This window comes from Maribacter sp. 4G9 (assembly GCF_002742265.1).
Lineage (GTDB): Bacteria > Bacteroidota > Bacteroidia > Flavobacteriales > Flavobacteriaceae > Maribacter.
Genome location: NZ_MDGL01000061.1, coordinates 87,731 through 111,843, shown reverse-complemented (window position 1 = coordinate 111,843; position 24,113 = coordinate 87,731). Strand labels below are relative to the sequence as shown.

At 39.8% G+C, this 24,113-nt stretch carries 18 protein-coding genes and 1 tRNA gene; 7 read left to right on the top strand and 12 right to left on the bottom strand.

Annotated features, from left to right (window positions below; all coding sequences use genetic code 11):
- Positions 1 to 119 precede the first annotated feature (119 nt).
- The 7 genes from BFP75_RS08800 to BFP75_RS08770 form a co-directional block, all read right to left on the bottom strand.
- Positions 120 to 665, bottom strand: coding sequence for a hypothetical protein (locus BFP75_RS08800; protein ID WP_099544861.1), 546 nt, complete (start codon positions 663 to 665; stop codon positions 120 to 122).
- 9 nt (positions 666 to 674) lie between these two features.
- Positions 675 to 5,057 carry an AAA domain-containing protein gene (locus BFP75_RS08795; protein ID WP_099544860.1) on the bottom strand — a complete coding sequence of 1,461 codons (4,383 nt, stop codon included), beginning with the start codon at positions 5,055 to 5,057 and terminating at the stop codon, positions 675 to 677.
- A 281-nt stretch (positions 5,058 to 5,338) separates the two neighbouring features.
- On the bottom strand, positions 5,339 to 5,794 hold the full coding sequence (locus BFP75_RS08790; protein WP_099544859.1) for a DUF6730 family protein: 456 nt from the start codon (positions 5,792 to 5,794) through the stop codon (positions 5,339 to 5,341).
- A gap of 4 nt (positions 5,795 to 5,798) precedes the next feature.
- The gene (locus BFP75_RS08785; RefSeq protein ID WP_317044518.1) at positions 5,799 to 6,659 is read right to left on the bottom strand and encodes a relaxase/mobilization nuclease domain-containing protein; all 861 of its coding nucleotides are present in this window, start codon (positions 6,657 to 6,659) and stop codon (positions 5,799 to 5,801) included.
- A 5-nt stretch (positions 6,660 to 6,664) separates the two neighbouring features.
- On the bottom strand, positions 6,665 to 6,961 hold the full coding sequence (mbpA, locus tag BFP75_RS08780) for a mobilization protein MbpA (protein WP_099544857.1): 297 nt from the start codon (positions 6,959 to 6,961) through the stop codon (positions 6,665 to 6,667).
- A 185-nt stretch (positions 6,962 to 7,146) separates the two neighbouring features.
- Positions 7,147 to 8,004: a toprim domain-containing protein gene (locus BFP75_RS08775; RefSeq protein ID WP_099544856.1), complete on the bottom strand. Its 858-nt coding sequence runs from the start codon at positions 8,002 to 8,004 to the stop codon at positions 7,147 to 7,149.
- Entirely contained in the window at positions 8,001 to 8,288 is a 288-nt protein-coding gene (locus BFP75_RS08770) for a helix-turn-helix transcriptional regulator (RefSeq protein ID WP_099544855.1), read from the bottom strand. The genes BFP75_RS08775 and BFP75_RS08770 overlap by 4 nt, the downstream gene beginning before the upstream one ends.
- Before the next feature lie 666 nt (positions 8,289 to 8,954).
- Here BFP75_RS08770 and BFP75_RS08765 point away from each other — a divergent pair.
- Positions 8,955 to 11,252, top strand: coding sequence for an ABC transporter permease (locus BFP75_RS08765; protein ID WP_099544854.1), 2,298 nt, complete (start codon positions 8,955 to 8,957; stop codon positions 11,250 to 11,252).
- A 402-nt stretch (positions 11,253 to 11,654) separates the two neighbouring features.
- Here BFP75_RS08765 and BFP75_RS08760 read toward each other — a convergent pair.
- Positions 11,655 to 11,736: transfer RNA gene (locus BFP75_RS08760), tRNA-Leu, on the bottom strand.
- 188 nt (positions 11,737 to 11,924) lie between these two features.
- On the opposite strand from BFP75_RS08760, the gene BFP75_RS08755 reads away from it, so the two are divergent.
- From BFP75_RS08755 to pth, 3 genes are all read left to right on the top strand, one after another.
- Positions 11,925 to 12,866 (top strand): ribose-phosphate pyrophosphokinase, encoded by a 942-nt coding sequence (locus BFP75_RS08755; RefSeq protein ID WP_099544853.1) that lies wholly within the window; start codon positions 11,925 to 11,927, stop codon positions 12,864 to 12,866.
- 49 nt (positions 12,867 to 12,915) lie between these two features.
- Positions 12,916 to 13,569, top strand: coding sequence for a 50S ribosomal protein L25/general stress protein Ctc (locus BFP75_RS08750; protein WP_099544852.1), 654 nt, complete (start codon positions 12,916 to 12,918; stop codon positions 13,567 to 13,569).
- Between the two features lie 83 nt (positions 13,570 to 13,652).
- Positions 13,653 to 14,282, top strand: coding sequence for an aminoacyl-tRNA hydrolase (pth, locus tag BFP75_RS08745; RefSeq protein WP_099544851.1), 630 nt, complete (start codon positions 13,653 to 13,655; stop codon positions 14,280 to 14,282).
- Here the strand turns inward: pth and BFP75_RS08740 are convergent.
- Positions 14,279 to 14,962 carry a hypothetical protein gene (locus BFP75_RS08740; protein WP_240531746.1) on the bottom strand — a complete coding sequence of 228 codons (684 nt, stop codon included), beginning with the start codon at positions 14,960 to 14,962 and terminating at the stop codon, positions 14,279 to 14,281. The two genes, pth and BFP75_RS08740, sit on opposite strands and share 4 nt — an antisense overlap.
- Positions 14,959 to 18,744: a reprolysin-like metallopeptidase gene (locus tag BFP75_RS08735; protein ID WP_099544850.1), complete on the bottom strand. Its 3,786-nt coding sequence runs from the start codon at positions 18,742 to 18,744 to the stop codon at positions 14,959 to 14,961. The genes BFP75_RS08740 and BFP75_RS08735 overlap by 4 nt, the downstream gene beginning before the upstream one ends.
- A gap of 53 nt (positions 18,745 to 18,797) precedes the next feature.
- On the opposite strand from BFP75_RS08735, the gene BFP75_RS08730 reads away from it, so the two are divergent.
- Both BFP75_RS08730 and BFP75_RS08725 read left to right on the top strand, forming a co-directional pair.
- Positions 18,798 to 19,727, top strand: coding sequence for a bifunctional riboflavin kinase/FAD synthetase (locus BFP75_RS08730; protein WP_099544872.1), 930 nt, complete (start codon positions 18,798 to 18,800; stop codon positions 19,725 to 19,727).
- The gene (locus BFP75_RS08725) at positions 19,727 to 21,046 is read left to right on the top strand and encodes an HTTM domain-containing protein (RefSeq protein ID WP_099544849.1); all 1,320 of its coding nucleotides are present in this window, start codon (positions 19,727 to 19,729) and stop codon (positions 21,044 to 21,046) included. The genes BFP75_RS08730 and BFP75_RS08725 overlap by 1 nt, the downstream gene beginning before the upstream one ends.
- Here BFP75_RS08725 and BFP75_RS08720 read toward each other — a convergent pair.
- Positions 21,043 to 21,423, bottom strand: coding sequence for a VOC family protein (locus tag BFP75_RS08720; RefSeq protein WP_099544848.1), 381 nt, complete (start codon positions 21,421 to 21,423; stop codon positions 21,043 to 21,045). The genes BFP75_RS08725 and BFP75_RS08720 overlap by 4 nt on opposite strands.
- A gap of 80 nt (positions 21,424 to 21,503) precedes the next feature.
- On the opposite strand from BFP75_RS08720, the gene serS reads away from it, so the two are divergent.
- Complete coding sequence (serS, locus tag BFP75_RS08715; protein WP_099544847.1) at positions 21,504 to 22,775, top strand: serine--tRNA ligase; 1,272 nt, start codon at positions 21,504 to 21,506, stop codon at positions 22,773 to 22,775.
- 3 nt (positions 22,776 to 22,778) lie between these two features.
- On the opposite strand, the gene BFP75_RS08710 is transcribed toward serS, so the two are convergent.
- Complete coding sequence (locus tag BFP75_RS08710; protein WP_123803366.1) at positions 22,779 to 24,086, bottom strand: ComEC/Rec2 family competence protein; 1,308 nt, start codon at positions 24,084 to 24,086, stop codon at positions 22,779 to 22,781.
- Positions 24,087 to 24,113: the final 27 nt, after the last annotated feature.

The window sequence follows — 24,113 nt, the reverse complement described above, 5'->3', positions numbered from 1 at the left end:
TTGTTTTTAAGCGACAAGGTAATTGTTACTTGATCTTTCAAAGTGGCACAGATCGAACCGATATCACTGGCACAAAACGAACCGAAACGGATCGGGCCGATGGCCAAAAGTGGCACAGATCAAACCGAAATGCCTGGCACTATAACTCCGAAATGGATGGCACAAAACGAACCGAAGTATCCAGTATTGTGCTTAATGTAATCTCGATTCAAATGAATAATAGAAACCTTGGAAACCTCCAAATCATTTTCTTGTAGTACATATTTTTGAAAACAAGCATCTAAAATGTGATTATGCTTCTTTTTGGTACTTACTTCATTGGAAGATTTAATTTCATATAAATGCCAAGTATCATTCGCTAAGCGTTCCATTACGTCGATACGGGCAAAGGCACCAGTCACAGTCTCAAAAGCTTCTTGAAAGAAAGATTTTTTTTTGTGTTTTAGAGCGCGTAGAGTTTCACGAGGTGTCCCCAATTCATTTAGCTGTATTGCTTGAGGAAACAATTGTTGGGCATATTTTTCAACTCCATATCCATCCTTTATTAATTTCTTTATAAACAGAGAGAATTCCCCTTTTGGATATTCTTCAGGTCTATTTTTCAAAAGCCATAAAGATTCTGGACAATTGAGGTAATGGATGAAATCAGTTTTGGTCAGCTTCAAGCTTAGGTGTTATTTAACAATTTCTAAAATCCTAACATACTTATCCAAGTCTCCTATTTTTACAGTATCTCCAACGGCTTTTCCTTTTAGTGCTGCACCCAAGGGAGATTTGATATTAATTTTCTGTAATCCATTTGATTTTTCTGCTTTTGATACAGTATGCTCGACTAAATGGACTTTCAGATCTTTATCGATATTCAAGTACTTGACTTTTACTTTGCTATTTAAGTCAATGGTTTCCTTAAATAATTCAGTTTGAAAATCTTCTTTTTGGGTAACGGCTTTAACGGTTTCCTTTAGGTCTTTTTGCAGGCTCGGAGCGACTTTAGCGATTTCATTTTCGATAATGGTTATGTTGTCCGTAAATGCAAGACCTGTTCTCGATTTATCTTCAAAGATTGAAGGATTACTATTTTCAATATTCCTTATGAAGTCCACCAATTTTTGTGTTTCCTTTTGTGGATTCCTCCACCAATTTGTGCTCCAAATTCTATGAAAAACAAAACCGTGTCCCTCAAGAATCTTTTGTCTATGTCTATCGTGTAAATAGGCTTCTTGACTGGAATGATATTCTGCACCATCGCATTCTATTGCTATTTTAGGTAATCCTATATGTTTAGTGTCATAAACTATATCGATTCTGAAACCAGCAAATTGGAGTTGAGGGACGATTTTACTTTCGTCAAAATGTTCGGTCAGGGCTTCGTAAACTTCTTCTTCAAATGGAGATTCGAGGTCTTCATTGAAATTGTCAATAGACGTGCTTTTTGTTGAATTTTCTGCCAATGTATTTAAGACGGAAATTCTTGCCTCATTATCTTGGTCGCTTACTGCTTTTGCATACGCCAAATAAGCATAAAAAGCTCCTCTTCTGTTATTTGAACCTTCGGTAATCAAATGCTCTTTGTAGTTTAAAAAGACTTCTTGCGGGATTGACGAACAAACATATACCTTATATTTTGCTCTAGTAATGATGACATTTAATAGCTTGTAACCTTTTTGGTGGTTAATGGAGCCGAAACGTTGGGCAAATTTCCCTTCTTTGTTGATTCCATAGGTAGTGGAAAGAATTATAACGTCTCTTTCGTCTCCCTGTATGTTTTCAAGATTCTTTACAAAAAATCCGTTTTCCTCTAGCTCAACGATTTTTTCGTTAAAATCCCTGAATCGTTCAAATTTTCGCCTTTCATTGATTTTTCCTAAAATGAGGTTTCGCTGGTTGATGTTAAAGGTTGCTACTCCTACAGTCGGATATTTGCCATCAGGTAATCGAGAAATGTTATTGTCAATAATCGATAAAACTGTTTCAGCTTCTGCATCATTTGAATTATCGGAATAAGTGCCATTTACCGGAACATAATTAATCGGAATGTAATCAAAACTATTCGGAAGTGGTTTTAAGCGTTGATTATAAAACGCATAATTGGAATAGTCTATTAAATAAGGATGTCTTGAACGATAGTGAAAATCCAAATGTTTTTTCTCAAAACCTAGAATAGATGCGAAATCAAGTAGCGATTCACAATCTAACATTGAGTTGCCCAAAGTATTCTTAATCCTGTCTTCTTCCTCTTCAAATTCATCTTCATCATCAATTGTTCCATCAAATATTTTGCTGAAATAGTTTGAAGGCGGCATTTGATGCTCATCTCCCGCAATAACAATTTGTTTTCCCTTTAGTAGTGCAGGCAGATTATCCTCCAATTTTAGCTGACTGGCTTCGTCAAACATAACAATATCAAAATATTGATTTTGTCCTTTAAAGAGATTGCTGGCCACATCTGGTGTGGTTAGGATAATTGGGAAAAACGTAGTGAACAAATCCATATCCAACTTTACGATTTCTCGCAAGGACAATCTTTTATGCTTGTTGCTTGCCCTTTTATTATATAGATTTTCAACTGCTATATCTGGATTTCTGTTATCGAAATCCCTTGTGGCATCAATTTGTTTGGAAAACCAATATTCCCTAATATATTTTATCTGTTCTCTTTCAAGTTCGGACAATGATTTTTCTAATTCTACGTGGTCGTTATCGTTGGTTGGCAAGTCCATATTTGCCGAGTTTACGAGCAGTGAACTGAGGTAGAAAATTAAAAATATTTTTCGCCAATCATCTTTTTCAATCAGTTGGTCTATTATTAGTGTGTCTTCTGCAGAAAGAGAATTGTAATACTGAAACCATTTAAATTCAATGGAAAAAAGGTCGTTTTCATTTCCAAAGAAAGATTCTTTGGATTCAATCAATTGTTCAACAGCCTCCACAAAAGACTTGTACGATGTTTGATTGAGTTCGATAGTACTCCAATTATCTTCAAGAATTTTTGTTGTTAAACTGGTAATTTGATTTTTAATAGAAAGTAACAACTCGGTTTCAAATTCTCCCGTAAGAGGTTGAAGAATATCTATGTCCTTGTACTCGGCTTCAATTTTTCTTTGAAAATCTTTTTTGGTGCTCTCAATAACTGATTTGTATTTTTCAAGGCTTAATTCTTTGTCGGCAATGGTTTTGGCATAAATAATGGTTTTGAGGTCTTTGCTTGCCTTTGTTGCATTTTGGATTTTTGCATAAGAAGTGTTTACTTTCAATTGGTCATGAATGATTGTTTTTTTTGTTTTGGAGAAAATAGAAACACCTTTATAAATAAAGCTTTTGGTTTTTTCCTCATCATAAAAGTCGTCTGCTTTCTCGTATTTCGAGAAGATTTTCAAAAGTGGGCTAGAAATTTTATCAATTTCGTCTCCTTGTTGGTTTAACTGCTCTTTTCTAATATTGTAGAACTCTTGTTCGTACGCCAAAAATTGTTCTCCAATCGCTTCAAGTTCCTTCTTGTAGTACAAAAAGTCTTCTTGTATTTGCTGTTCGATAATGAAAGGATTATCTCCAATTAATTTTGAAGAGTTTAAAAAGGATAAATTTTTGTGAAGTTTGTATTCGTTGTAAAGATTTTGCCCCTTTCTAATCAATTCAAGAAGTCTATTGAGTTCAGTGGACTCATAAGAAAAAGTATCTTTTGCCAAGTCTAGATTGGATTCTTCTGAATTGTCCTTTAATTCGGAAAGTAAAGAGCCAACAACGCTAGTCCAATTCTTATTGCCAATCAATTTTTTATCTAATTTCTGATGTCTTTTGTTAATTGCATCAATTAGAGCCTTAGATTTTTGAATAATGTTGTCCAAAGTTTCTTTGGAATGGGTGTATCGATATCTTCGATAAGAAGAATTATCAACCCTGTCTCGCACTGAATCTACAGCAAGTCTTCTGTCCTTTATAATATCTTTAATTAAAATAGACTGGTAATTCAGTCCTTTTTCATATAAAGCATTATACAGGACTTCTAAGGCAGTTCGTTTTTCGCAAACAACGATTGTCTTTTTTTGATTTTCAAGTGCATTTACTAAAATAGCCGTTAATGATTGGCTTTTCCCAGTTCCTGGGGGCCCTTGAATAAGAATATTTCTTGATGTTTTTAAGGAATGTAAAATACCTTGTTGAGATGGGTCGGTTTCAACTGATGAGATTGGTTGAAAAAAGTGTTTATCCATATCCTCAAGGTCAATAGTTGCACCTTTCAGTTCAAGCAGATTTCCATAATCATGAATTATATTCTGTTTTTGAACTTCAAAAATGGAAAACAAGCCACCAAAGTCAATGAATGAATTATTCGAAGTTAATGGTAGTTTTTCGTAGTATTTTTTGTCTGGAATGGATTTTATTTCGTCAAGCTTTTTCTCAAATGTTTCGCGTAGGTCGTTGGGGGTTGTGCTGTTTATGGCTTCAATGATGTTTACACAAATATCCAAAAGCTCATTTCTATCAATTAAGCCGTCATCCAAATGTTCGCTAGAGATTTGGTCGATTTCGATTTTTGAATCATTTTGTAAATGGTTGATTAATACTTCATTGATATAAATTGGGTCGTCCTCATTTCTCAGTATTTCCCAAGTATTAAACTCCTTTGTTCGTCTTATTCGCAAAGACCAAATTAAAATCGGGGCGACAGTTAATTTGTTGTCTGACTGGTCTCTCCTTACTAGCAATGGAAAACCAAAACCAAAAGTGTTGAGGCCTTTTTCCGATTCTATTGCATCTGTTTGGTTGATTAGGTTCTCAAACGATTTTGTGATTTTTACCAATTGGGTTTGGTCTTCTTCAAAAAGCGAGTTCAAATCAGGGACATTATCTTTCCAGCTAATTTTAAATTTTAAGGGTAATTCTGTCAATAAAGAATTGATGAAATTATTTGGTAAATTCTCGTCAATATGGGAAAGTCTGGTTAAGTCAAATTTATACCTCGAACGTGCAGGTATTGCATTTAGATGAACACCTCTTCGGCTACCAACCTTTAGTCGGTTTTGTAACTCTATTAGTAACCTTTCGGTTATTTCCATACTTCAATTTTTGGTCGAACTAGATAGTCTGTTTTGGTGCAGACTTAGCTTTGGCTGTTATTTAAGTTTGCCTTTAAAGATATTTATTTATAATAAAAATCGTACGTTTTACTAAATATAAAGTAAGAAATCTTTACTGTTATTGAAATTTAAAGTGGATGATTCAAATGAGTCACAGGTGAAACCCAAATCTTACCCAAAAACTTTGCGCGTGGATCCTGTCCGGTTTTTGTAGCGATTCCGGCAGATTAGCGTAAAGCAAAAAGCGGATAGGGCGCACCCTACTTTTTGCTTTGGGGTTCTCGCCATTCATGGTAGAGTTCGCTTGCCTCTGGGCTGGCCTCGAAGAAAGCCCTGAAATGCCCGACCGCTTCTTCTTCTCCCTTTCCATAAGCTTCCAGCTTTATGTCGGAGATTCGTGAAACCTTATAAACGGAAAAGCCCAGAACCAAAATGATACAGAACAGTAACCCCGCGAACAATTTTACCGCCCATTTCGGAATGGTCATCGACTTCTTAATGTAGTAGACCACATTCGCCATCAGTTTGTGTTGGTCTTGGATTGTTCTCTTCTGGTCGTCATTGTATCGCCTTAAGATAAAGTCAATGTCCTTGGTGTCGGGCTTGATTTTGTAGTTCATCAAAAAAGCTTGCAGCTCTTCCAAGCGGCTGACCGAGTTTTCGAACTCTTTAATTTCTTCGGTTATCAATTCTGCTATTTCGTCTAATTTTGCCATAATTTTAAATTTCCATTCCTAATCCTATTGTTTTTTTAACGGCTATCTTGATTGCCTTTTGTGCAATACTTATTGCCAAATTGGGGGATAGACCTACAGTCTTACCAAGCATTGTTAACGTGTTTTCTTTGGCTATTTTTTGAGCCATATTTTTATCAAAACCGATTCGCTCCGCTATTCGCCCCATTGACATGGAACGATGTACTTCGCTTCCCTTTAGGTTTTTGCCTTTGTATTCAAATCTGAAACCTCTCAGCTGATTCGATTTACTGATGCTTGGAATAACCTTTACATCATTTTGCTTCATGTACTTAATATATTGGTCAAAATCCTTGGGCCTCATTTCGGCAATAACCTTTTCATGAATCTGCTTTATTTCCTGGCGTACATTTTTTACTTCGTTCAATTTTTCTTGTTGCACTTCCCTGACCGTGGTCAATTCCATTTGTTTGGCAACCTTTTCGGCGGCCTGTTGGCTTCGTTTTCCGATATAGTTGTCTTTATATGCTTTGCCGTCAAAACCGATGCGGTTTACGTATAAATGGATGTGTCGATGACTTTTATCTTGATGTACAAAAGCGATTGCCTGTCGTTCTTGCAGTTTCATTTCTTTGATGAATCTTTCCGTAATTTCCTTTAGTTCATTTTCTTTTAATTCCTGTCCATCTTTAATTGTGGGACTAAGCACGAAACTCAAGGTGTTCTTTTTACATCGGTGGTTTTGTGTTTGAATGATTTTGAATTCCTGTGTTAGCTCTTTGGGATTGTCTCCTGCCAGATGTTCACGATAGACCACCTTGGCATCTTTCTCCTCGTTCCAACCGTAACCCATGGAAGCTCCTGTATGCGATATGGATTTTCCCATGCCTATCATTTCTTGAAATTGTAAAGATGTTTCCGTATTTCATTTGCCAATTGTACGACTTCATCAGCCAATTTCGGATTGCGTTTTCGGTACATATTCCCGATACGTTTAAAGTTGACCTGATACTGCACCAGTAATTTGTAGACATCGATTTGTTCATCGGAAAACCGCTCGACAATTCTATGATCAAAGGCAGCACGACGACAATATTCACTTATCGAAAGTCCGCTCTTTTTGGCCTTGATCTTGAGCAGCTTCTTTTCATAAATGGAACATCGAAATTGTACAAACTCCTTTTTCACTTTCTGTATTTCTTTGATATGAACAAGTCTTTTTTTTTAAAATAATTATGTCAGAGACCCCATTTCAAATCGCACATCGAAAACGCAATTAACAGTTCCCATCCTTTTGCGACCAACGGGAGAAAAAGCAAGATTTGTCATGACAATGACACATCTTGAATTCTCACTCAGACGCATTTCCAAACCTACCTTCCGTATCCTCGATTTGTCCCTATCCACATCTCATTTATATCTTTGTAATCTTCATATAAATAGGATTTATCGATGCATCCTTTATGGTTTTGCATCAACCATTCTGTAGCTTCATTTCCGGCTCTATCATTATCCAAATACAGCTTAACATCCTTGAAAAATTCTATATGTCTCATCGCCTTTTTAAGAAAGGAAAGCGAGTTTAAAATGAGAAAAGACATGTTGTCGTGGCAGAAATTAGTGACCGTTAAAAAATCGAACATTCCTTCAGTTACGACTAACTGCATACATCCGTTTGAAAAATAGGTAATGTCCTTTGGGGAAGAGGAACTCTTGTAGTACATGTTACGAAGTTCCCAACCACCGGAATCGCTCTTTAGTCCAATACCGAAGTAATGGTTTCCTTTACAGGAGTAATGGACTTCTTTACAATATTTATTGGCGGTTTCCAGCGTTATATTCCGCTCCTTTAGGTAGACTTTTAGCCCGTAATGCCAAATAGGACGGGCACCTTTGATAATTAGACCATCATTCTTAGCTGGCTCAAAAGGTTGCGGGTGAAAAGAAAAAGAGGGCGGTATGTCAGAAAGAAAGTCAAGCGCATCCAGCAAACGGCAGTCGTAGAGCCGGATGACCAAATCGAGGGTGTTCCCACCGAAGCCCGACCCATGGTCGAACCAAAGGTTCTTGATTTTCGATACCTTGAAAGAGGCATGGGTTTCTAGCCGGAACGGACTTAGAAACCAAGCTTCTTTCTTTGTTTCCCTGCGGGGAAAGTGCCCTGCCTTTGCCATCGTTTTCACGATGCACATGGCACGGGCTTTTTGCCAGCTTATTTCTTCCCCTTTCATCTGCGCCTGTTTTTAAAGGTGTAGTTCAAGGCTTCGGTCTCGATTTCCCAATTTGACTTCCTGCTATTCTGAAGAAGCCACGCATTGAGTTTGGCCTTTTCAAAGAATAGCATCTTGCCATTGGGTTTCGAATGCGGGATATTTCCAGAGGCAGTCAGTTTATACAGATAGCTTCTCGATATTCCGGTATAGTCGCAGGTTTCCTCAAAGGTGAGTACTTCCTTATGGGCTATTAAAAGCCGTTCCAAACGATCAAGTCGTTCAAGGATTAAAAAATTGTCCATTTGTTTCTTTTTAGGGTTACGAAATGAGCAAAAGCGCTTTTGTTTTCTTTTAAAGAATTCTTGGGATAAAGGTAAAATAAAGGAAGGGGTAAAGCTTAATCTTTTGATTTAAGTTATTCACAAAAATCTGATATACAATAAGTTACATCAAATGAATTCAAATGAAATCAAATGTAATGTGGTGATTTAGATTTGGTTTCAAATGGATTCAAATGGTATCATTTGATTTTTGTTAAAAATGGAAGAATTTTGAGTTATCAACAATTTAAGATAGCCAAATATGAAAATTCTGGTTTTAAAAGCGTCGATTATATTGTATTAGGAGCAGTCCATTGCATGATTGTTATTTGAAGAAACTTTCTATTATTACGATGAATGCTGCCCTATTATATTAAAGGTTTGCTTCTTGGCACCAAAGAAATAAAGAAATTTTCTTTCTAGTCAATACCGATTACTATATCGACTTAATAGCAGGAGTCAAAATCTTTAAATAGAACTTCACGAAATGAACAAAGCTCATTGCTGTGAAGTTAGCACTAGATTAATTTTATTCCTTGCTATATGTTACTAAAAAGGGATTTGTTATTTTTAATAAAGAAGTATATAATTAATGCGAGTTATGCTTCAAGCATTAATTATACGATATTTTAAATTATTGAACATTCTATGCTACGTCATAATCTTAAACTTATAATCAGGAATTTGTGGGCGAATAAAATATATACTTCTATTATTCTATTGAGCCTAATAGTGGCTTTTGTATGTTGCAATATTCTCATATCATTTCTTGTTTATGAAACAAATACGGATAAATTTCATTCCAAGCATGAAAGGATATTCCAGATATTCAGCAATGATCCATTTGGCGAAAGCGGCCGCATTGCCTACATACCCAAGTTTCTTTATGATTATCTAACCAACAATTATCCAGAAATTGCAGATGTAAGTCAGATTGGAAATTTAGATAAAGCTTCAATTGAGGTTGAAAAAACCGTTTTCCATGATTTAAATATTTTGTTGGCCGATGAGTCATTCTTTTCAGTTTTTGATTTCCCTATTGGTCAAGGAACTAAAAGTGGGGGGTTGTCACCTGGTAATATTGTACTCACACAAGAAAAGGCTGCTATTTTATTTGGGGAATCGGAAGCGGTCGGTAAGTCTGTGTCTTTAATTACTCCCGATACTATCCAGCAAATGACCGTTTCGGCTATTACAAAAAAGTCGAGCTCAAATAGTCATTTATCTTTTGATGCTTTAGTGCATCATTCCGATTTTGAAAACAGATGGAACGGCGGGCCCAGCTATGCTTTAATAACCAGTAATAGTTCTACGGAAGCATTGCAAAGCAAGATCAGGGCAGATACTATACGACCCGGATTACTTGGCCCCGGCAAAATGGATTACTTCTTTGAGCCCTTAAGTAATTCTTATTTCACCGCTGAAAATAAAATGAAATACATGAAAACAAGAAACCCTACCTTTTTGAAGGTCGGGTATATTGTTTGCGGCTTGATCCTCTTTATTGCAAGCTTTAATTTCATAAATCTATTCTTGCTTTTTTGGCAGGATAGAAGAAAGGAAATGGGCATTAAAAAAACACTTGGAATTACTCAAAAAGGATTGTTCTACTTCTCAATAGCAGAAGCAGGATTTTACATTATTACTAGTTTTTTATTATCGCTTATAATAACACTTCTAACAATTCCTGTATTCAATTCTGTTTTTGAGGCTAACCTATCACCGGAGTATTTGTTGAATATAGAGGTTGCTTCATATATAGGTTTAGTGATTCTTTTCTCGGCCGCCTTGGTAGTAATATTTTCGGTATCCAAACAATGGAGAATGAAACCTGTCAATTTAATGAAAAACGAATCCTCCAAGGTTACCTTTAGTGGATTTCTCTTCACTTTCCAGTTCATTATTTCAATTACACTGACAATATGCTCCATCTCGATTATTGAACAAATGAACTATATTGAGAATGCTCCACTCGGTTTCAACCGAAAAATTATTCAACTTGATACCCCCGACCCGAAATACTCGAAAGTTCTTCCTGTCCTCAAACAGAAAATTAGTCAATTGCCAAATGTCAAAAGTGTAACCGTTAGTGGTGGAAACCCTATATCCGGAAATCGAATGGTGCGATATGAGCTTGAAAACGAAAAGTTTTATACACCCTTTTTATTTGGAGGTGATGAAGATTTCATTGAAACGCTTAATTTAAATTTAATCGAAGGCAGTTTGCCTTCAGCAGTACGTAACGGTAAACTTGTCAATCAAAAATTGATCCATCAGTTTGACCTAAGTAATCCAATTGGAAAAAAAGTGCCCGGTACTGAGGATTTAATTGTTGGTGTTGTGGAAGATTTTACATGTGGTTCTTTTAAAGAGGAGATTCCGCCAGTCATAATAGCTTACTATGAGGATGGGCCTTCATTGCTCATTGATTACAAAGGCACCAATTTAGGATTAATTCTTCCAGAAATTGAAACAAAATGGAAAGAGCTATTTCCAGATTATTTCTTTTCTTACATAATTCTTGAAGAAGAACTCATGAAGAAGTACAAAGAGGACACATTTTTCTATAATATCATTGTGACTTTTGCAATTATAAGTATGATATTGGCAAGTTTCGGCTTGTTTGCTTTGTCATGGGCAGTTACTCAAAGTCGATCTAAAGAAATGGGAATTCGAAAAGTACTAGGGGCCTCGACAAAAGATATTGTGAATTTGTTGACTTACGCATTTAGCAAACGTATACTTCTAGCTTTCATAATAGCAATCCCCATGGGCTACTATTTGATGAATCAATGGCTTACACGTTTCGCAAACAGGATTGATCTCAGCATATGGATTTTTATTCTATCGGGCCTTATCGTAATATTAATTTCTGTGTTGACTTTAAGTATGCAAACAATAAAAGCGACCAGAAAAAATCCAATAGAGGAAATAAGCACTGAGTAGAAATTGTTTTATCAACCAAAGGACTTCGATTTTTTATCTGTCTTTTTAAGTAACCTTTTATGAAACTCCGTTAGATACATCTGGTAGGCTATTTTATACTGCAATGTTCATCTCCAATTCAGGGATCATATTTGTGGTGCCTTTATTTTCTTGTCAATAATCTTTGTTAAGAATTCGGTTGTTTGCAATTAGCGATGCCTAAGGTGCTTTAATATGGTATAGTTATCGGCACCATTCTCAAGTTGAATTCAATAAAACACCTATAATTAGCGACAATTTTCATATCTTTCTTTCAGGAAAATAAAAGGTGAAAATTAGGTTTATATTTAAAAAACCGTCACTTAACCGTCACTTCAAAAAACACAAAACCCTGAAAATCAAATGATTAACAGGGTTTATAAGTACTCGAGGTGGGAATCGAACCCACACTCCCGAAAGAACTGGATTTTGAATCCAGCGCGTCTACCAATTCCGCCACTCGAGCTTGTAAAATAGGATTGCAAAACTATAAAATATTTTTATTTCCACACCAAAAAATTAAACAATTATCCTTCAGCAAGACAAATTAATTTCTAAATTTGCACCTCCTTAGAAAACAACTGTGCTTTGCGCAGACGGAGTAGGCACTTTAAGGTCCCTTCTTCATAAGGATCGAGAATCAATAATATAGACATGCCATACAGCGTTCCAGAACCTAAATTCTTTGCCTGCACCCAAAGTACCGTTTTAGGAGAAAAAATTGCCAAGGCCTTTGGCGTGGAACTGGGCAACATCATATTTTCACGATATAGCGACGGAGAGTTTCAGCCCTCCTTTGAGGAGTCCATAAGGGGTACTAGAATTTTTATTATCGGTTCTACCCACCCAGGACCTGAAAATCTTATGGAAATGTTGTTGATGATCGATGGTGCAAAAAGGGCCTCCGCGCGTCATATAACCGCTGTAATGCCTTATTTTGGTTGGGCCAGACAGGATAGAAAGGACAAACCTAGGGTACCCATTGCTGCGAAACTTGTTGCTAAAATGTTGGAGACCGCCGGAGCCACTAGAATCATTACCATGGATTTGCATGCAGACCAGATTCAAGGGTTCTTTGAAAAACCCGTAGATCATTTGTTTGCCTCTACCTTGTTCCTACCTTATTTACAAAATTTAGGGTTGGAAAACCTCACGATAGCTTCCCCGGATATGGGTGGTTCAAAAAGGGCCTATGCTTATTCCAAGGCCTTGGATAGTGATGTTGTTGTATGTTACAAGCAACGGGCAAAGGCAAATGTAATCTCTCACATGGAATTGATTGGGGATGTACAAGGAAAGAACGTAGTGTTAGTGGATGATATGGTGGATACCGCCGGCACATTGACAAAGGCGGCAGATTTGATGATAGAGAGAGGTGCCGTTAGCGTAAGGGCTATTGCAACACATGGTTTACTGTCCGGCAATGCCTATGAGAAAATTGAAAAGTCCAAACTAACGGAATTGATCATTACCGATTCCATTCCTTTGGAAATAAAGAGTGATAAAGTAAAAGTACTCAGTTGTGCCGATCTGTTTGCGGACGTCATGCATAAAGTACATAATAACAATTCCATTTCGTCCAAATTTTTGATGTAACGAATCGGCGAAATGGCGACAATTTGAATTATTAATTTTAATATATATAATGAAGTCAATTACAATTAAAGGATCAGAAAGAGAAAGCGTGGGCAAAAAGTCGACAAAGGCCCTACGTAATGCTGGAAAGGTTCCTTGCGTAGTATACGGAGGGGATAAACCATTGCACTTTTCAGCAGACGAACTAGCGTTCAGGGATTTGGTTTACACCGCCAATGCGCACACAGTTGCAATTGAATTGGACAATGGGGCCAAAGTGAACGCCGTAATGCAGGACATACAGTTCCACCCCGTAACCGATAGCATCATGCACATCGATTTCTATCAGTTGTTCGAGGACAAACCTGTAACCATGAACATTCCTGTTAGGTTGCAAGGTAACTCCCCAGGGGTTAGAAATGGTGGACGTCTATTGTTCAGGAAAAGAAAACTTGCCATTAAGGCATTACCGGATAAATTACCGGATTTCTTTGACGTGGACATTTCCAAACTTAGAATTGGCCAGAACATTGCCGTTTCTTCATTATTGAGCGACGATTTTACAATTCTTCACCCAGATTCCACAACGGTAGTACAGGTTAAAACTGCACGTACGGCCGTAATGACCGATGACGATGACGAAGAATTGGACGAGGAAGCAGAAGGTGCAGAAGCAAGTGCCGATGGAGCAGAGGCCCCAGCGGAAGAAGCTGCCCAAGAATAAATTTGATTTACAAAAACAAAAAGCGCCCCGGTTTAATTATTGGGGTGCTTTTGTATTTTTAGGAGATCGTTAAAGGATATTCCATGCTTACATATTTTAAAGCGCTTTTAGGCTTTAGAGACCAATTTTTAGAAAAGGTAGACACCATGAAAAAATACTTGATAGTAGGCCTAGGCAATATAGGTGATGAGTATGCCGAAACCCGGCACAATATTGGTTTTAAAATTTTGGACGCCCTTGCACATCAAAAAGAGCTGAATTTCGAAACCCAAAAGCTTGGTGATGTGGCCATCTATAAATTGAAAGGCAGAAGCATCCTTTGCCTAAAACCATCCACCTATATGAACTTAAGTGGCAAAGCGGTGCGCTATTGGATGGATAAAGAAAAAATCCCCTTGGAAAACCTCCTTATAATAACGGATGACATTAATCTTGCCTTTGGAACGCTCAGATTAAAGACCAAGGGTAGCGATGGCGGACACAACGGTCTAAAGGATATTCAACAGATACTGCAAACCACGAATTACAATCGATTCCGATTTGGTGTAGGTTCTGAATTTGGAAAGGGCAGACAGGTTGAATATGTCCTGGGTCAATGGAACGAAGAGGAGAACGCCAAAATGAAAGAGCGCTTGGAAAAATCCATAGCGCTTATTGAATCCTTTGTACTGTCTGGTGTATCAAGGACCATGAATCAATTTAATGGGGCTTAAAGGACAGTAAAACTATAAATCCCTGAATTCGTTGCATTGCCTTCAGAATCCCTTGTGACCACACTCCAATAATACGTAGTTCCTGATGCGACAGATACTTTCAAAGTGGTGGCAACATCAGACAATGTAGCTTCAAGATCTAAAGGTGGATTCTGCTCTGAAAAATACACCTCGATATTCTCTATGTCATCATCTAAATCCGATGCGGACCAAGACAAGGTCACCTCATTATTAATATCCTTAAATACCCTTTCAGACATGCTAGGTGCCAATATTTCAGCGGGGAAGGGGGCAAAGGTGGTTCTCGACCCCGCATTATAAAAATTCCACTGTTCACTAGAAATCGTGTTATCTACCTGATTGTTCCTAGATCTTACCAACCATGAATATGGTTGCCCTTTTAATAAGGGAAGACTGGCCGTTGTGCTTTGGGTTGAGATGGTCTGGACCGTATTGGAGCTTATATTTGTGACCCGCAATTCATAACTATCCGTATTGTCCGATCTTTGCCATTGAAAGGTCACCCTGCTAGTAGCGGAATCCTGATCTACCCCGGTGGTGCATTCAGAATTTTTTTCGGGGAACAACAACAGAACCTGCCCCGGAGGTTTGGGGTCGTCTTTCTTTTTACAACCAAACACCGCAAAAAGGCACACAAGAAGTAGTATCTTTCTCATCATCTTTTTAAAATCTTAGTTGTTTTTTTCGTTCCTCTACTGTTATATTGCAAATAATACATACCAACGGGCAAAATACTCAGATCGTATTCCTTGGAGGATATGCCATCCTGTAATTTATCTGTTCGTAACAACCTACCATCCAAACTGAACAACATCATCGTAGCCCGTTGCGTGGGTACGTCAAAATAGATTTCAATAAAATCGTGGAAAGGGTTAGGGAAAACCAAAGGACCTTCGGAAAGAACTATTTCCTCTTCATATATTCCTTGGCAAGGAATATCGGTGTACACCTTTAAAAAGTTGATTCCCTTGGACAGATCCACCGTAAACTGGTCGCCCGCTGTATAGGAAGTATAACCATTAAGTTCTACATAATATCCTTTTGCTCCTTGCAAATCCAAAACTATTTGGGAAGCCTGTAAGGAAACTTTGGACGTAACACTCAGTGGCGCGGGTTCCGTTATGACCACTTCCAAACAGAAAGGTTCATAGCTAATGGTGCCATCGGTTCCGGTAATACAGATATCGTAGGTTCCCGCACCTAAATCCGTTAGATTGAAACTATTGGTGAAATTATCGGTAATGTTGACCCCATTCCCGTTTATGGTTATTTCATAGTCCAAGAATACCTTGGGCACTATCCTTATGGCGCCGTCATTATTGGGCCTACAGGTTTCACTCTCCAAGCTTACATTAAAGTTTTCCTGGGTAAACCTGTAAATGGCACAACCAGATGCATCAACCTCCTGCCCCAGTGGGGTATCGAGACAGAGGTCCTCGCCATCATCGAAAACTCCGTCCTCGTCGTCATCGGGCCTAAAGTCGCCTTCCACGCAGACTTCCAAGGAGAAATTGTTTAGCCTTCCTCCATCGGAGGCGGCGTTGTCCTGTACTTCCAGGACCCATTCCCCAAGAATGGACTCCCCATAAAAGGAACTCAACGTACCAATGGGCCTCACGGTACCGCTAATGGCAGGAGAACCTGAGCAGGTAAAGGCATTGGCTGCCTCATCGTCAAAAATGGCATTGATGTTGGAATTGTTACCACAGGCACTGGAAACCAACACCACCGTAGTTCCTGCTGGTGAAGTGAGGCTAATGACCAAATCCGACAAATACGTATGTTCAATATCCAGGTTTACGTTGATATCCGCCAAATTCAAATCCTGATAGAAAAGAATTCTCGAAGTTATCGTTGGCGTGCCAACGGGTGAAATAGTGATAGGGACATTATTGCTAGCCTTGGTAATACAATTAAACTGTATGGTCGTAAAGCTGAACGTTGTCCCAAAAACTCCTTCCCCACAAGTGTTCTTGGGTTTTACCCGCCAAAAATATTGGGTTTCGTTCAACAATAAGCTAGGCTGGTAGGAATTTGTAGCTACCGTTTTGGATTCAATAATAGTTGCAAAACCGACATCTGTGGCTATTTCCACATCATAGGAGGTACTCACCAAATCCGGTTCCCATTCCAGGACTACATCTTTTGATACGTCCAGGCTTCCATCCGATGGAGCGGTAAGTACGACTTCCGAGAAATTCGTGTCGAACACGTTCAATTGCAAGGATATACTTTTTAGGACGCTGGCCGAAGTGGCAATTACATCAATAGGATAACTACCGATGGCCAAATTTTCAGTTCCCGAAATATTAAGATCAATCGTGGTATTGGAAACGGAAACGGTATCCTGCGAAAAAACCGCAGTGACCCCGGCAGGTAGTCCCCCAACACTCAGATTACTTTCCTCAGTGAACCCTAAATATGTTTCATAATTGAAACTTACGATCAAATCGTCCGGTTTGCAGACCTCATAATTGAGGTTGTCAAAATTAAGAACTACTTCAGATTCGGTAATGGAAAAATCGGCCTGGTTCACGGAAAAGAAAATATTATTGGCCGCCTTTACCATAAACCTACCGGAGGTGGTACTATATCCCCCCGGAATAACAATGGCATGACTACCATCATTGGTTACATTTTGGGCAATCAAATTTGGAAAAGAGAGGCCCCCATCCGTGGAGAGAAAAATATCCACGTTCTGCGCGCCAATGGGAAGTACATTGGTATTTGCAACGTCCCAGGTAATGGTCTCCGTCTCGCCCGCCATAAAAGAAACGGACGATTCTTGGGAGGTAACCACAAAAGGACCTGCCTCCCTGGATACCGTAACAGTAACCTCATCGGAAGCGGATTGTCCTCCGTTCAAAACATTATCACGGACGGTAAGCGAAAAGTTCAGGTCGCGCTGCACATTGGAAACCGTTTCCCATGCACCGCCCTCGATCGGACTGGTTTGGGTAAGATCGCCTGACACCACCCTGCTCAATCTTGGAAAATAGCGCTCAGGTGAAATGGACGGCGGCAACGAACGAAACATGGCCCCTGTGGGATTGTTGGGTCCAAAGGTAGCCTGCGTGACGATACCATTGTCTATTTGCTCCCAATCGTAGGTCAAAACATCCGTGGTATCAGGATCACTGGCACTTCCGGTCAAAACAAAAGCCGTTCCCATGGGAATCGTATAATTGCTCACCGGATTTAGGATAGGGGCGTTATTGGCCAAAGGTATGGTTTCACCACAGCCAATGGTCTGCAAATATTCCCTCACCTGCACAATGCTTACGTAGTGAAAATAATCATCGGAATTGGTGGCGACGTCATTGGCTCCAGTAATTCCAGCAAATCCCATGATGGTGGTTCCACTTCCAGGTTCCACTTGAACCAAGGTACCTTCGGACAAATGCGAAAAAGTGTGGTTCGCCCCAAATTGATGCCCCATTTCATGGGCCACCAAATCGATATCAAATTGGTCTCCCTGTGGTGCGAACAAAGTAGTGTAGGCACTGCCCTTTCTGTTGTCCTGACATACAGACCCAATAAATCCGGCATTGCCATCAAAAGTACCGTCCTGTTGGTTGAACAAATGGCCAATATCGTAATTGGTCTCGCCAATGACACTAGTTAGGGTATTCTGTGTCTGTGAACTAAGCCCACCCGAAAATGGGTCCGTATCCGGGTTGGTATAAATCACCTGATCCGTGTTGGCAATCAACTCCAAGGTAACGCCAAGGTCCCTTTCAAAAACGCCGTTCACCCTTGTTAAAGTGGCATTGATTGTCGCAAGGGCATCGGCAATGGTACCCCCATGGAACTGGGTATATTCCCCGGATGCCGCTATGGCGACCCTAAACTTTCTTAAACTCTGGTCATCCACCAACTTGGCGGTGGACGGGCCGGACGACGAAGTAAAGGAATCAGGACTCGTTTTACAGACAAAATCCAATTTCTGGGTCAAATGATCTTTTGCATTGTAAATGATATAATCTCCGCTGGCTCCCTTTTCCATATAAACGGTTCCCTCCTTTTTTGGATCCATGATCATCGTCTGCAGTCCCTTGGGAGAAAGACTGAAAAATATTTTTTTTCCATCTGCTTGTAGACTCTTTCCTCTGTAGGATTTTATAGTAGGGTATTTTTGCGACAATTCCGGGGCGAACAATTGGGTTTCCGCTACTTGAAAGGGAATCAAAATACCTTCATCATCAGGAAAAAAAAGGGTCTTGGTAGAACTTTTAGCGCTGGACACCCCTAAAAGTTCCGATTTTAAAGCCGCTTCATCCAAGGTGAACGCCTTGGCCTTACGGACATCCAATCGCTTTAATGTTACCTGCCTATCCTGATTTTTGAGATCCACATTGCCCCAATATTTGGTCTGTGCAAGCCCAGAAAAGGAAAGAAATGCTATGGTAATTGAGAAAACAAGACGTAATTTAGCGGTCATTGTGGGGCTTTTATCTCCAAATCAAATATAGTTCTTTTTATTTTCTAGCACAATTGATTACAGTTCAAAGCATTTCCAAATACGATGAAGAACATCCTGTCGCCATAACCATTGGCACCTTTGACGGGGTACACATAGGTCACCGAAAAATACTCGAAAAAGTCATAAATCGTGCCAAGAACTCCAATTTAAAATCGGCCGTACTTACTTTTTTTCCGCATCCACGAATGGTATTGCAAAAGGATGCCAATATAAAGCTTCTGAATACCATAGATGAAAAAAAATACATTCTGGAAAAAATGGGTCTAGACATTTTGGTCATCCACCCATTTACCAAGGAATTTTCCCGTCTATCGGCAACGGAATTTGTACGGGACCTCTTGGTCAACAAATTAAAATCCAAGAATATCATTATTGGTTACGACCATCGCTTTGGCAGAAACAGGAACGCCAATATAACCGATTTGATCGCTTTTGGGAACGCCCTTGACTTTTCAGTAGAAGAAATCCCCGCACAAGAGATCGATGAGGTATCCGTAAGTTCCACCAAAATAAGGAAGGCTTTGGAGGATGGGGAAATAGAAACGGCCAATGCCTATCTGGGTTATGAATACATGCTTACCGGCACCGTTAGAAAAGGAAAAGGGCTAGGTAGAAAAATCCATTTTCCAACGGCAAACCTTCATATAGAAGAATCCTATAAACTCATTCCCAAAAACGGATCTTACATTGTAAAAAGCCACATTCAGGGAACGGAGGTTTATGGTATGATGAATATTGGCTATAACCCAACGGTGAACGGCACATCCAAAACCATAGAGATTCATTTTTTTAATTTTGACAACGACCTCTATGACCAAAAGCTCCAAGTAGATTTGCTATCCAGACTCCGGGACGAGCAAAAGTTCGATTCGTTGAAGGACCTGAAATTGCAATTGGCAAAGGACAAGGAGAGATCACTTCATTTCATATCCAATAGATAATGCTAAACAGGTTGTTATTTCAGAAAATTGACAACAGCCCGCTTATCATTTTCCGAATATTTTTTGGCCTTCTGGTATCTTTGGAATGTTTTGGTGCCATAGCCACGGGCTGGCTCAAAAGGAATATTGTAGAACCCAAGTACACCTTTCCCTTTATTGATTTTGTATGGTTGGAACCGCTTACGGGACCGGGAATGTATTTCTATTTTTCCGTGATGGGCATTTTGGGAATATGTATAGCACTCGGATTTAAATATAGGTTCTCGATATTGGCGTTCACCATACTTTGGACCGGCAGCTACCTGATGCAAAAAACCGCTTACAACAACCATTATTACCTGCTAGTTCTAGTGTCTTCCCTAATGTGCCTCTTCCCCGCCCATACGGATTATTCCTTGGATGTTCGCATGGGAAAAGTTCAAAAGGAAAATTCCATGTACGGCTATGTAAAGTGGATTATAGTCCTGCAATTGTTCATCGTATATACCTACGCCTCCATTGCAAAACTGTATGGTGATTGGTTGGATTTTGGCATGATCGAGATACTTATGAAATCAAAGTTGGACTATCCCTTGGTGGGCAATTTGTTACAAAAGGCCTGGGTACATAAGATCATTGGATCTTTTGGTATTCTCTTTGATTTTTTGGTGATTCCCGCCCTGCTTTGGAAGCCCACAAGAAAAGGCGCCTTTATCGCCTCCATTTTCTTCCACCTGTTCAATTCCATCATTTTTCAGATAGGGATATTCCCGTATCTGTCCTTGGCTTTCACAGTTTTCTTCTTTGAACCGGAAACCATCCGCAAGTTATTTTTCAAACGAAAAATCCCTTTTAGCCTGCAAAAAACAGTAGTCCCTAACTATAAAAAACCATTCCTGATAGTGTTCGGTATCTATTTTTTGCTCCAGTTAATCCTACCTATCAGGCACTATTTTATAAAAGACAATGTTCTTTGGACAGAAGAAGGCCATAGAATGAGCTGGAGAATGATGCTGAGGGAAAGAAGTGGAACAGGCCAATTTAAGGTAATAAGAAGCAATGGTAAGGAACTGTTTATCGATATCCATAAGTTCCTCACTATTGGACAGCAAAGAAAAGTCTTGTCCTATCCCGATTTTGCATGGCAATTTGCCCAGTATCTAAAACAGGATCTAAAACAGGAAGGCGAAGAACTATCGGTATACCTGATCAATTCAAAAGTGAGTATCAATGGTAGGCCACCTGCACCCTTTATTGACCCAAACGTTGATTTGGCGAATATCCCTTGGACGCCCTTTAAGCACAGTGACTGGATCCTACCCTCCCAATTGGACGATTAGAATTTCTCCGTTCTTTGGCAAAGTTGCAAGGGCATTCCCCATGGGTCCCTAAGCATTATGAGGTGGCTTCCGTCCGGTTTGTGAACTTCCTCAAAAAAAGTGGCCCCTTGAGCCACTAGGCGTTCCTTGTCCTTCTGGGCATCGGCAGAAACAAATGCCACATGAAACGTCAAGGGATGTTCGGCTTCAAAATTCCTTTTTGCGGCATCGTCCCTACTGTAAAGTTCCAAAACGACCCTTCCCGTCCCATCCGCCAAAAAGGTCATAAAGGGGGCGGCCTTTTGCTCGCTTACGATGGTTAGACCCAAATTCTTGCAATACCAATCAACCACCTGCCCAATATCGGTAACGTTCAACGCAAAATGCTCAAAAATCATAAACCTTTATTTTAGGAGTTAAAAGTATACCTTTTAAATGATAACTTTCCCTTAAATTTGCTGCCAAATTATATAGAGCGATGCTACAATTACAGGTCATACGAGAGGATAAGGAGAACGTTTTAAAAGCCCTTAAGAAAAGGAATGTTGATGCCGAATCCATGTTGAACGGCGTACTGCTTTTGGACGAGAAAAGACGGGCCACCCAAACTCGATTGGATACTATCCTGGCGGAATCCAATAAACTGTCCAAAGAGATTGGCATGCTATATAAATCAGGTAAGGCCCAAGAAGCGAATGCTTTAAAGGAAAAGACAGCAACCCTTAAGGAAGAATCCAAGCAATTAGGGGAAGACCTTGCGAATACCGCCGAAGAGCTGCAAGCGCTTTTATACCAAATTCCCAATGTTCCAAACCAATTGGTGCCCGCCGGAAGTTCTGATGAGGACAATGAGGAAGTTTTTAGGGAAGGGGAAATTCCCAAATTAGTGGACGGTGCCCTACCCCATTGGGAACTGGCCAAAAAATATGACATTATTGATTTTGAGCTTGGGGTCAAGATTGCCGGTGCCGGATTCCCGGTGTACAAAGGAAAAGGCGCACGTCTGCAACGCGCACTGATTTCCTATTTCTTGGATAGGAATACCGAAGCTGGATATACAGAAATGCAGGTGCCCCATGTAGTGAACGAGGCATCTGGGTATGGAACCGGGCAATTACCGGACAAGGAAGGTCAAATGTATCACATAACCGCAGACGACCTTTATTTGATACCTACGGCAGAGGTTCCCGTAACCAATATTTTTAGGGATACTATACTTCAGGAAAGCGAATTCCCCATAAAGTATACCGGTTATACGCCTTGTTTTAGAAGGGAAGCGGGTAGCTATGGCGCCCATGTACGCGGACTGAACAGATTGCACCAATTTGACAAGGTAGAAATAGTTCATGTGGAGCATCCCAATAAATCCTACGAAGCTTTGGATGGCATGGTAGATCATGTAAAAACTATTTTGCGCGAATTGAAATTGCCCTATCGCATTTTACGTTTATGTGGCGGAGACTTGGGATTCACTTCTGCCCTCACCTATGATTTTGAGGTCTTTTCAACGGCGCAGGACAGATGGCTCGAAATTAGTTCCGTTTCCAATTTTGAAACCTACCAGGCCAATCGCCTAAAACTACGATACAAGGATGAAAACGGAAAAAGCCAGCTAGCGCATACCTTGAACGGAAGTTCCCTTGCTTTACCACGGGTATTGGCAGGTATATTGGAAAATTATCAAACCGAAAAAGGTATTCAAATTCCCGAGGTTTTGATTCCTTATTGTGGGTTTGATCGAATATACTAATTTCTAAAGGTCATTATATTTCAATTCGTAGGATTCCCATTGGTAGCCCATTTGGACCCTGCGAAAAGCGAATATTTTTTCACCATCCGTTCGTACGTTTATAATACCCGGTAACACTTTTTTGAAGCGTTGACGGGCTTCTGTGTTTGCCAAGGAATCTGAAAAATCGAGGTCGTTCAAGGTGGTGACCGTGGAACCAGAATGTATTTGGGCCTCAACGTCCCCGGCATCCACGAACAGGGCAGAGAGTTCCGTGGAAAAAATAAGTGGCATTCGTCCCCTGCCGGCCAGCCCCAATCCTCCTAAAAAAACAGCTCTTGGATGCCCGTGGTCCGGTGTTTCCCCTGAGGAAACAACCGTAATCATAGGATTTACGTGATTCAACAAATCTTGCGAGAATTCATGGCTCCCGTGATGTGGTGCCTTAAAAATATGGGCATTTACCTTAAGGGTATTCCCTGGTTTGGACAACAAATGTTCACTTCCCTCCACATTCAAATCTCCCGAAAAAAAAGCCCGCACGTAGTCGTAATCCATTCTAAAGATTAGGGAATGCCCATTGATGGTATGGGATTTTCCACCAAACCACTTGAAAGAATTGTCCGGTTCCAGGGTGGGTCCCAATATTTCCAACTGTACGCTGGCATCCCCAATGGGCAAATATCCGTTGGAAGCGTCCACCCTTTGGTAGGTAGCTCCTGAGCTTTTAACGGCATCGATCCATTCGCTAAAATCACTTTTGAGATGTTCATTTTCCAGATCCTGTACCGAGTCATGAATGGTTCCCAATCGATTGTTTTCCATGGTACCTATTTCCGTGTTGTGTCCATCGGCATACAAACCGATACCATTGTGGTATATATTCTTGACCGTAATTCTTGGGTGTTCAACTAGCGGTGCCAAACCATCAATATGGTCTTTATCGGCATGGCTTAAAAACAAATGGTCAATCGTTACGCTGGTATCGGGCTGGTCCAACCGATACTTCCAAATAAGGAATCCAAGGGCCCTGTCCTTTAATCCGCCATCGACCAATATTTTTATGTTATCCGGTGTGACCGTGAAAGAGGCATCCCCTTGCCCAATATCCAGAAAATAAAACTCCAGACTCCGCTTGGTCATCAGTTTGGCATTGGTGGCTATTTTTCCTTCACGACCCCTATAAATGGCCGTTCTGTATCTATCCGCTATGTTATCCTCCAGCGGTTCCACCAGAAGCTCATCGCCATAAATTACCACATAACTAACATCCTCTACCCCGTTATTAAAGTAGAATCGTTTCGTTTTTGATGCTAAAAACCTTGTTTCCATGCAATAAATTACTTGATAGATATTGGA

Excerpts from the sequence above, each read along its gene's own strand:
- BFP75_RS08710 (WP_123803366.1), bottom strand. The coding sequence starts at position 24,086 with ATGGAAACAAGGTTTTTAGCATCAAAAACGAAACGATTCTACTTTAAT.
- BFP75_RS08740 (WP_240531746.1), bottom strand. The coding sequence starts at position 14,962 with ATGATGAGAAAGATACTACTTCTTGTGTGCCTTTTTGCGGTGTTTGGT.
- BFP75_RS08750 (WP_099544852.1), top strand. The coding sequence starts at position 12,916 with ATGAAGTCAATTACAATTAAAGGATCAGAAAGAGAAAGCGTGGGCAAA.
- pth (WP_099544851.1), top strand. The coding sequence starts at position 13,653 with ATGCTTACATATTTTAAAGCGCTTTTAGGCTTTAGAGACCAATTTTTA.
- BFP75_RS08720 (WP_099544848.1), bottom strand. The coding sequence starts at position 21,423 with ATGATTTTTGAGCATTTTGCGTTGAACGTTACCGATATTGGGCAGGTG.
- BFP75_RS08765 (WP_099544854.1), top strand. The coding sequence starts at position 8,955 with ATGCTACGTCATAATCTTAAACTTATAATCAGGAATTTGTGGGCGAAT.
- BFP75_RS08790 (WP_099544859.1), bottom strand. The coding sequence starts at position 5,794 with ATGGCAAAATTAGACGAAATAGCAGAATTGATAACCGAAGAAATTAAA.
- BFP75_RS08785 (WP_317044518.1), bottom strand. The coding sequence starts at position 6,659 with ATGGGAAAATCCATATCGCATACAGGAGCTTCCATGGGTTACGGTTGG.
- BFP75_RS08725 (WP_099544849.1), top strand. The coding sequence starts at position 19,727 with ATGCTAAACAGGTTGTTATTTCAGAAAATTGACAACAGCCCGCTTATC.
- serS (WP_099544847.1), top strand. The coding sequence starts at position 21,504 with ATGCTACAATTACAGGTCATACGAGAGGATAAGGAGAACGTTTTAAAA.
- BFP75_RS08735 (WP_099544850.1), bottom strand. The coding sequence starts at position 18,744 with ATGACCGCTAAATTACGTCTTGTTTTCTCAATTACCATAGCATTTCTT.
- BFP75_RS08795 (WP_099544860.1), bottom strand. The coding sequence starts at position 5,057 with ATGGAAATAACCGAAAGGTTACTAATAGAGTTACAAAACCGACTAAAG.
- BFP75_RS08775 (WP_099544856.1), bottom strand. The coding sequence starts at position 8,004 with ATGAAAGGGGAAGAAATAAGCTGGCAAAAAGCCCGTGCCATGTGCATC.
- BFP75_RS08770 (WP_099544855.1), bottom strand. The coding sequence starts at position 8,288 with ATGGACAATTTTTTAATCCTTGAACGACTTGATCGTTTGGAACGGCTT.
- BFP75_RS08755 (WP_099544853.1), top strand. The coding sequence starts at position 11,925 with ATGCCATACAGCGTTCCAGAACCTAAATTCTTTGCCTGCACCCAAAGT.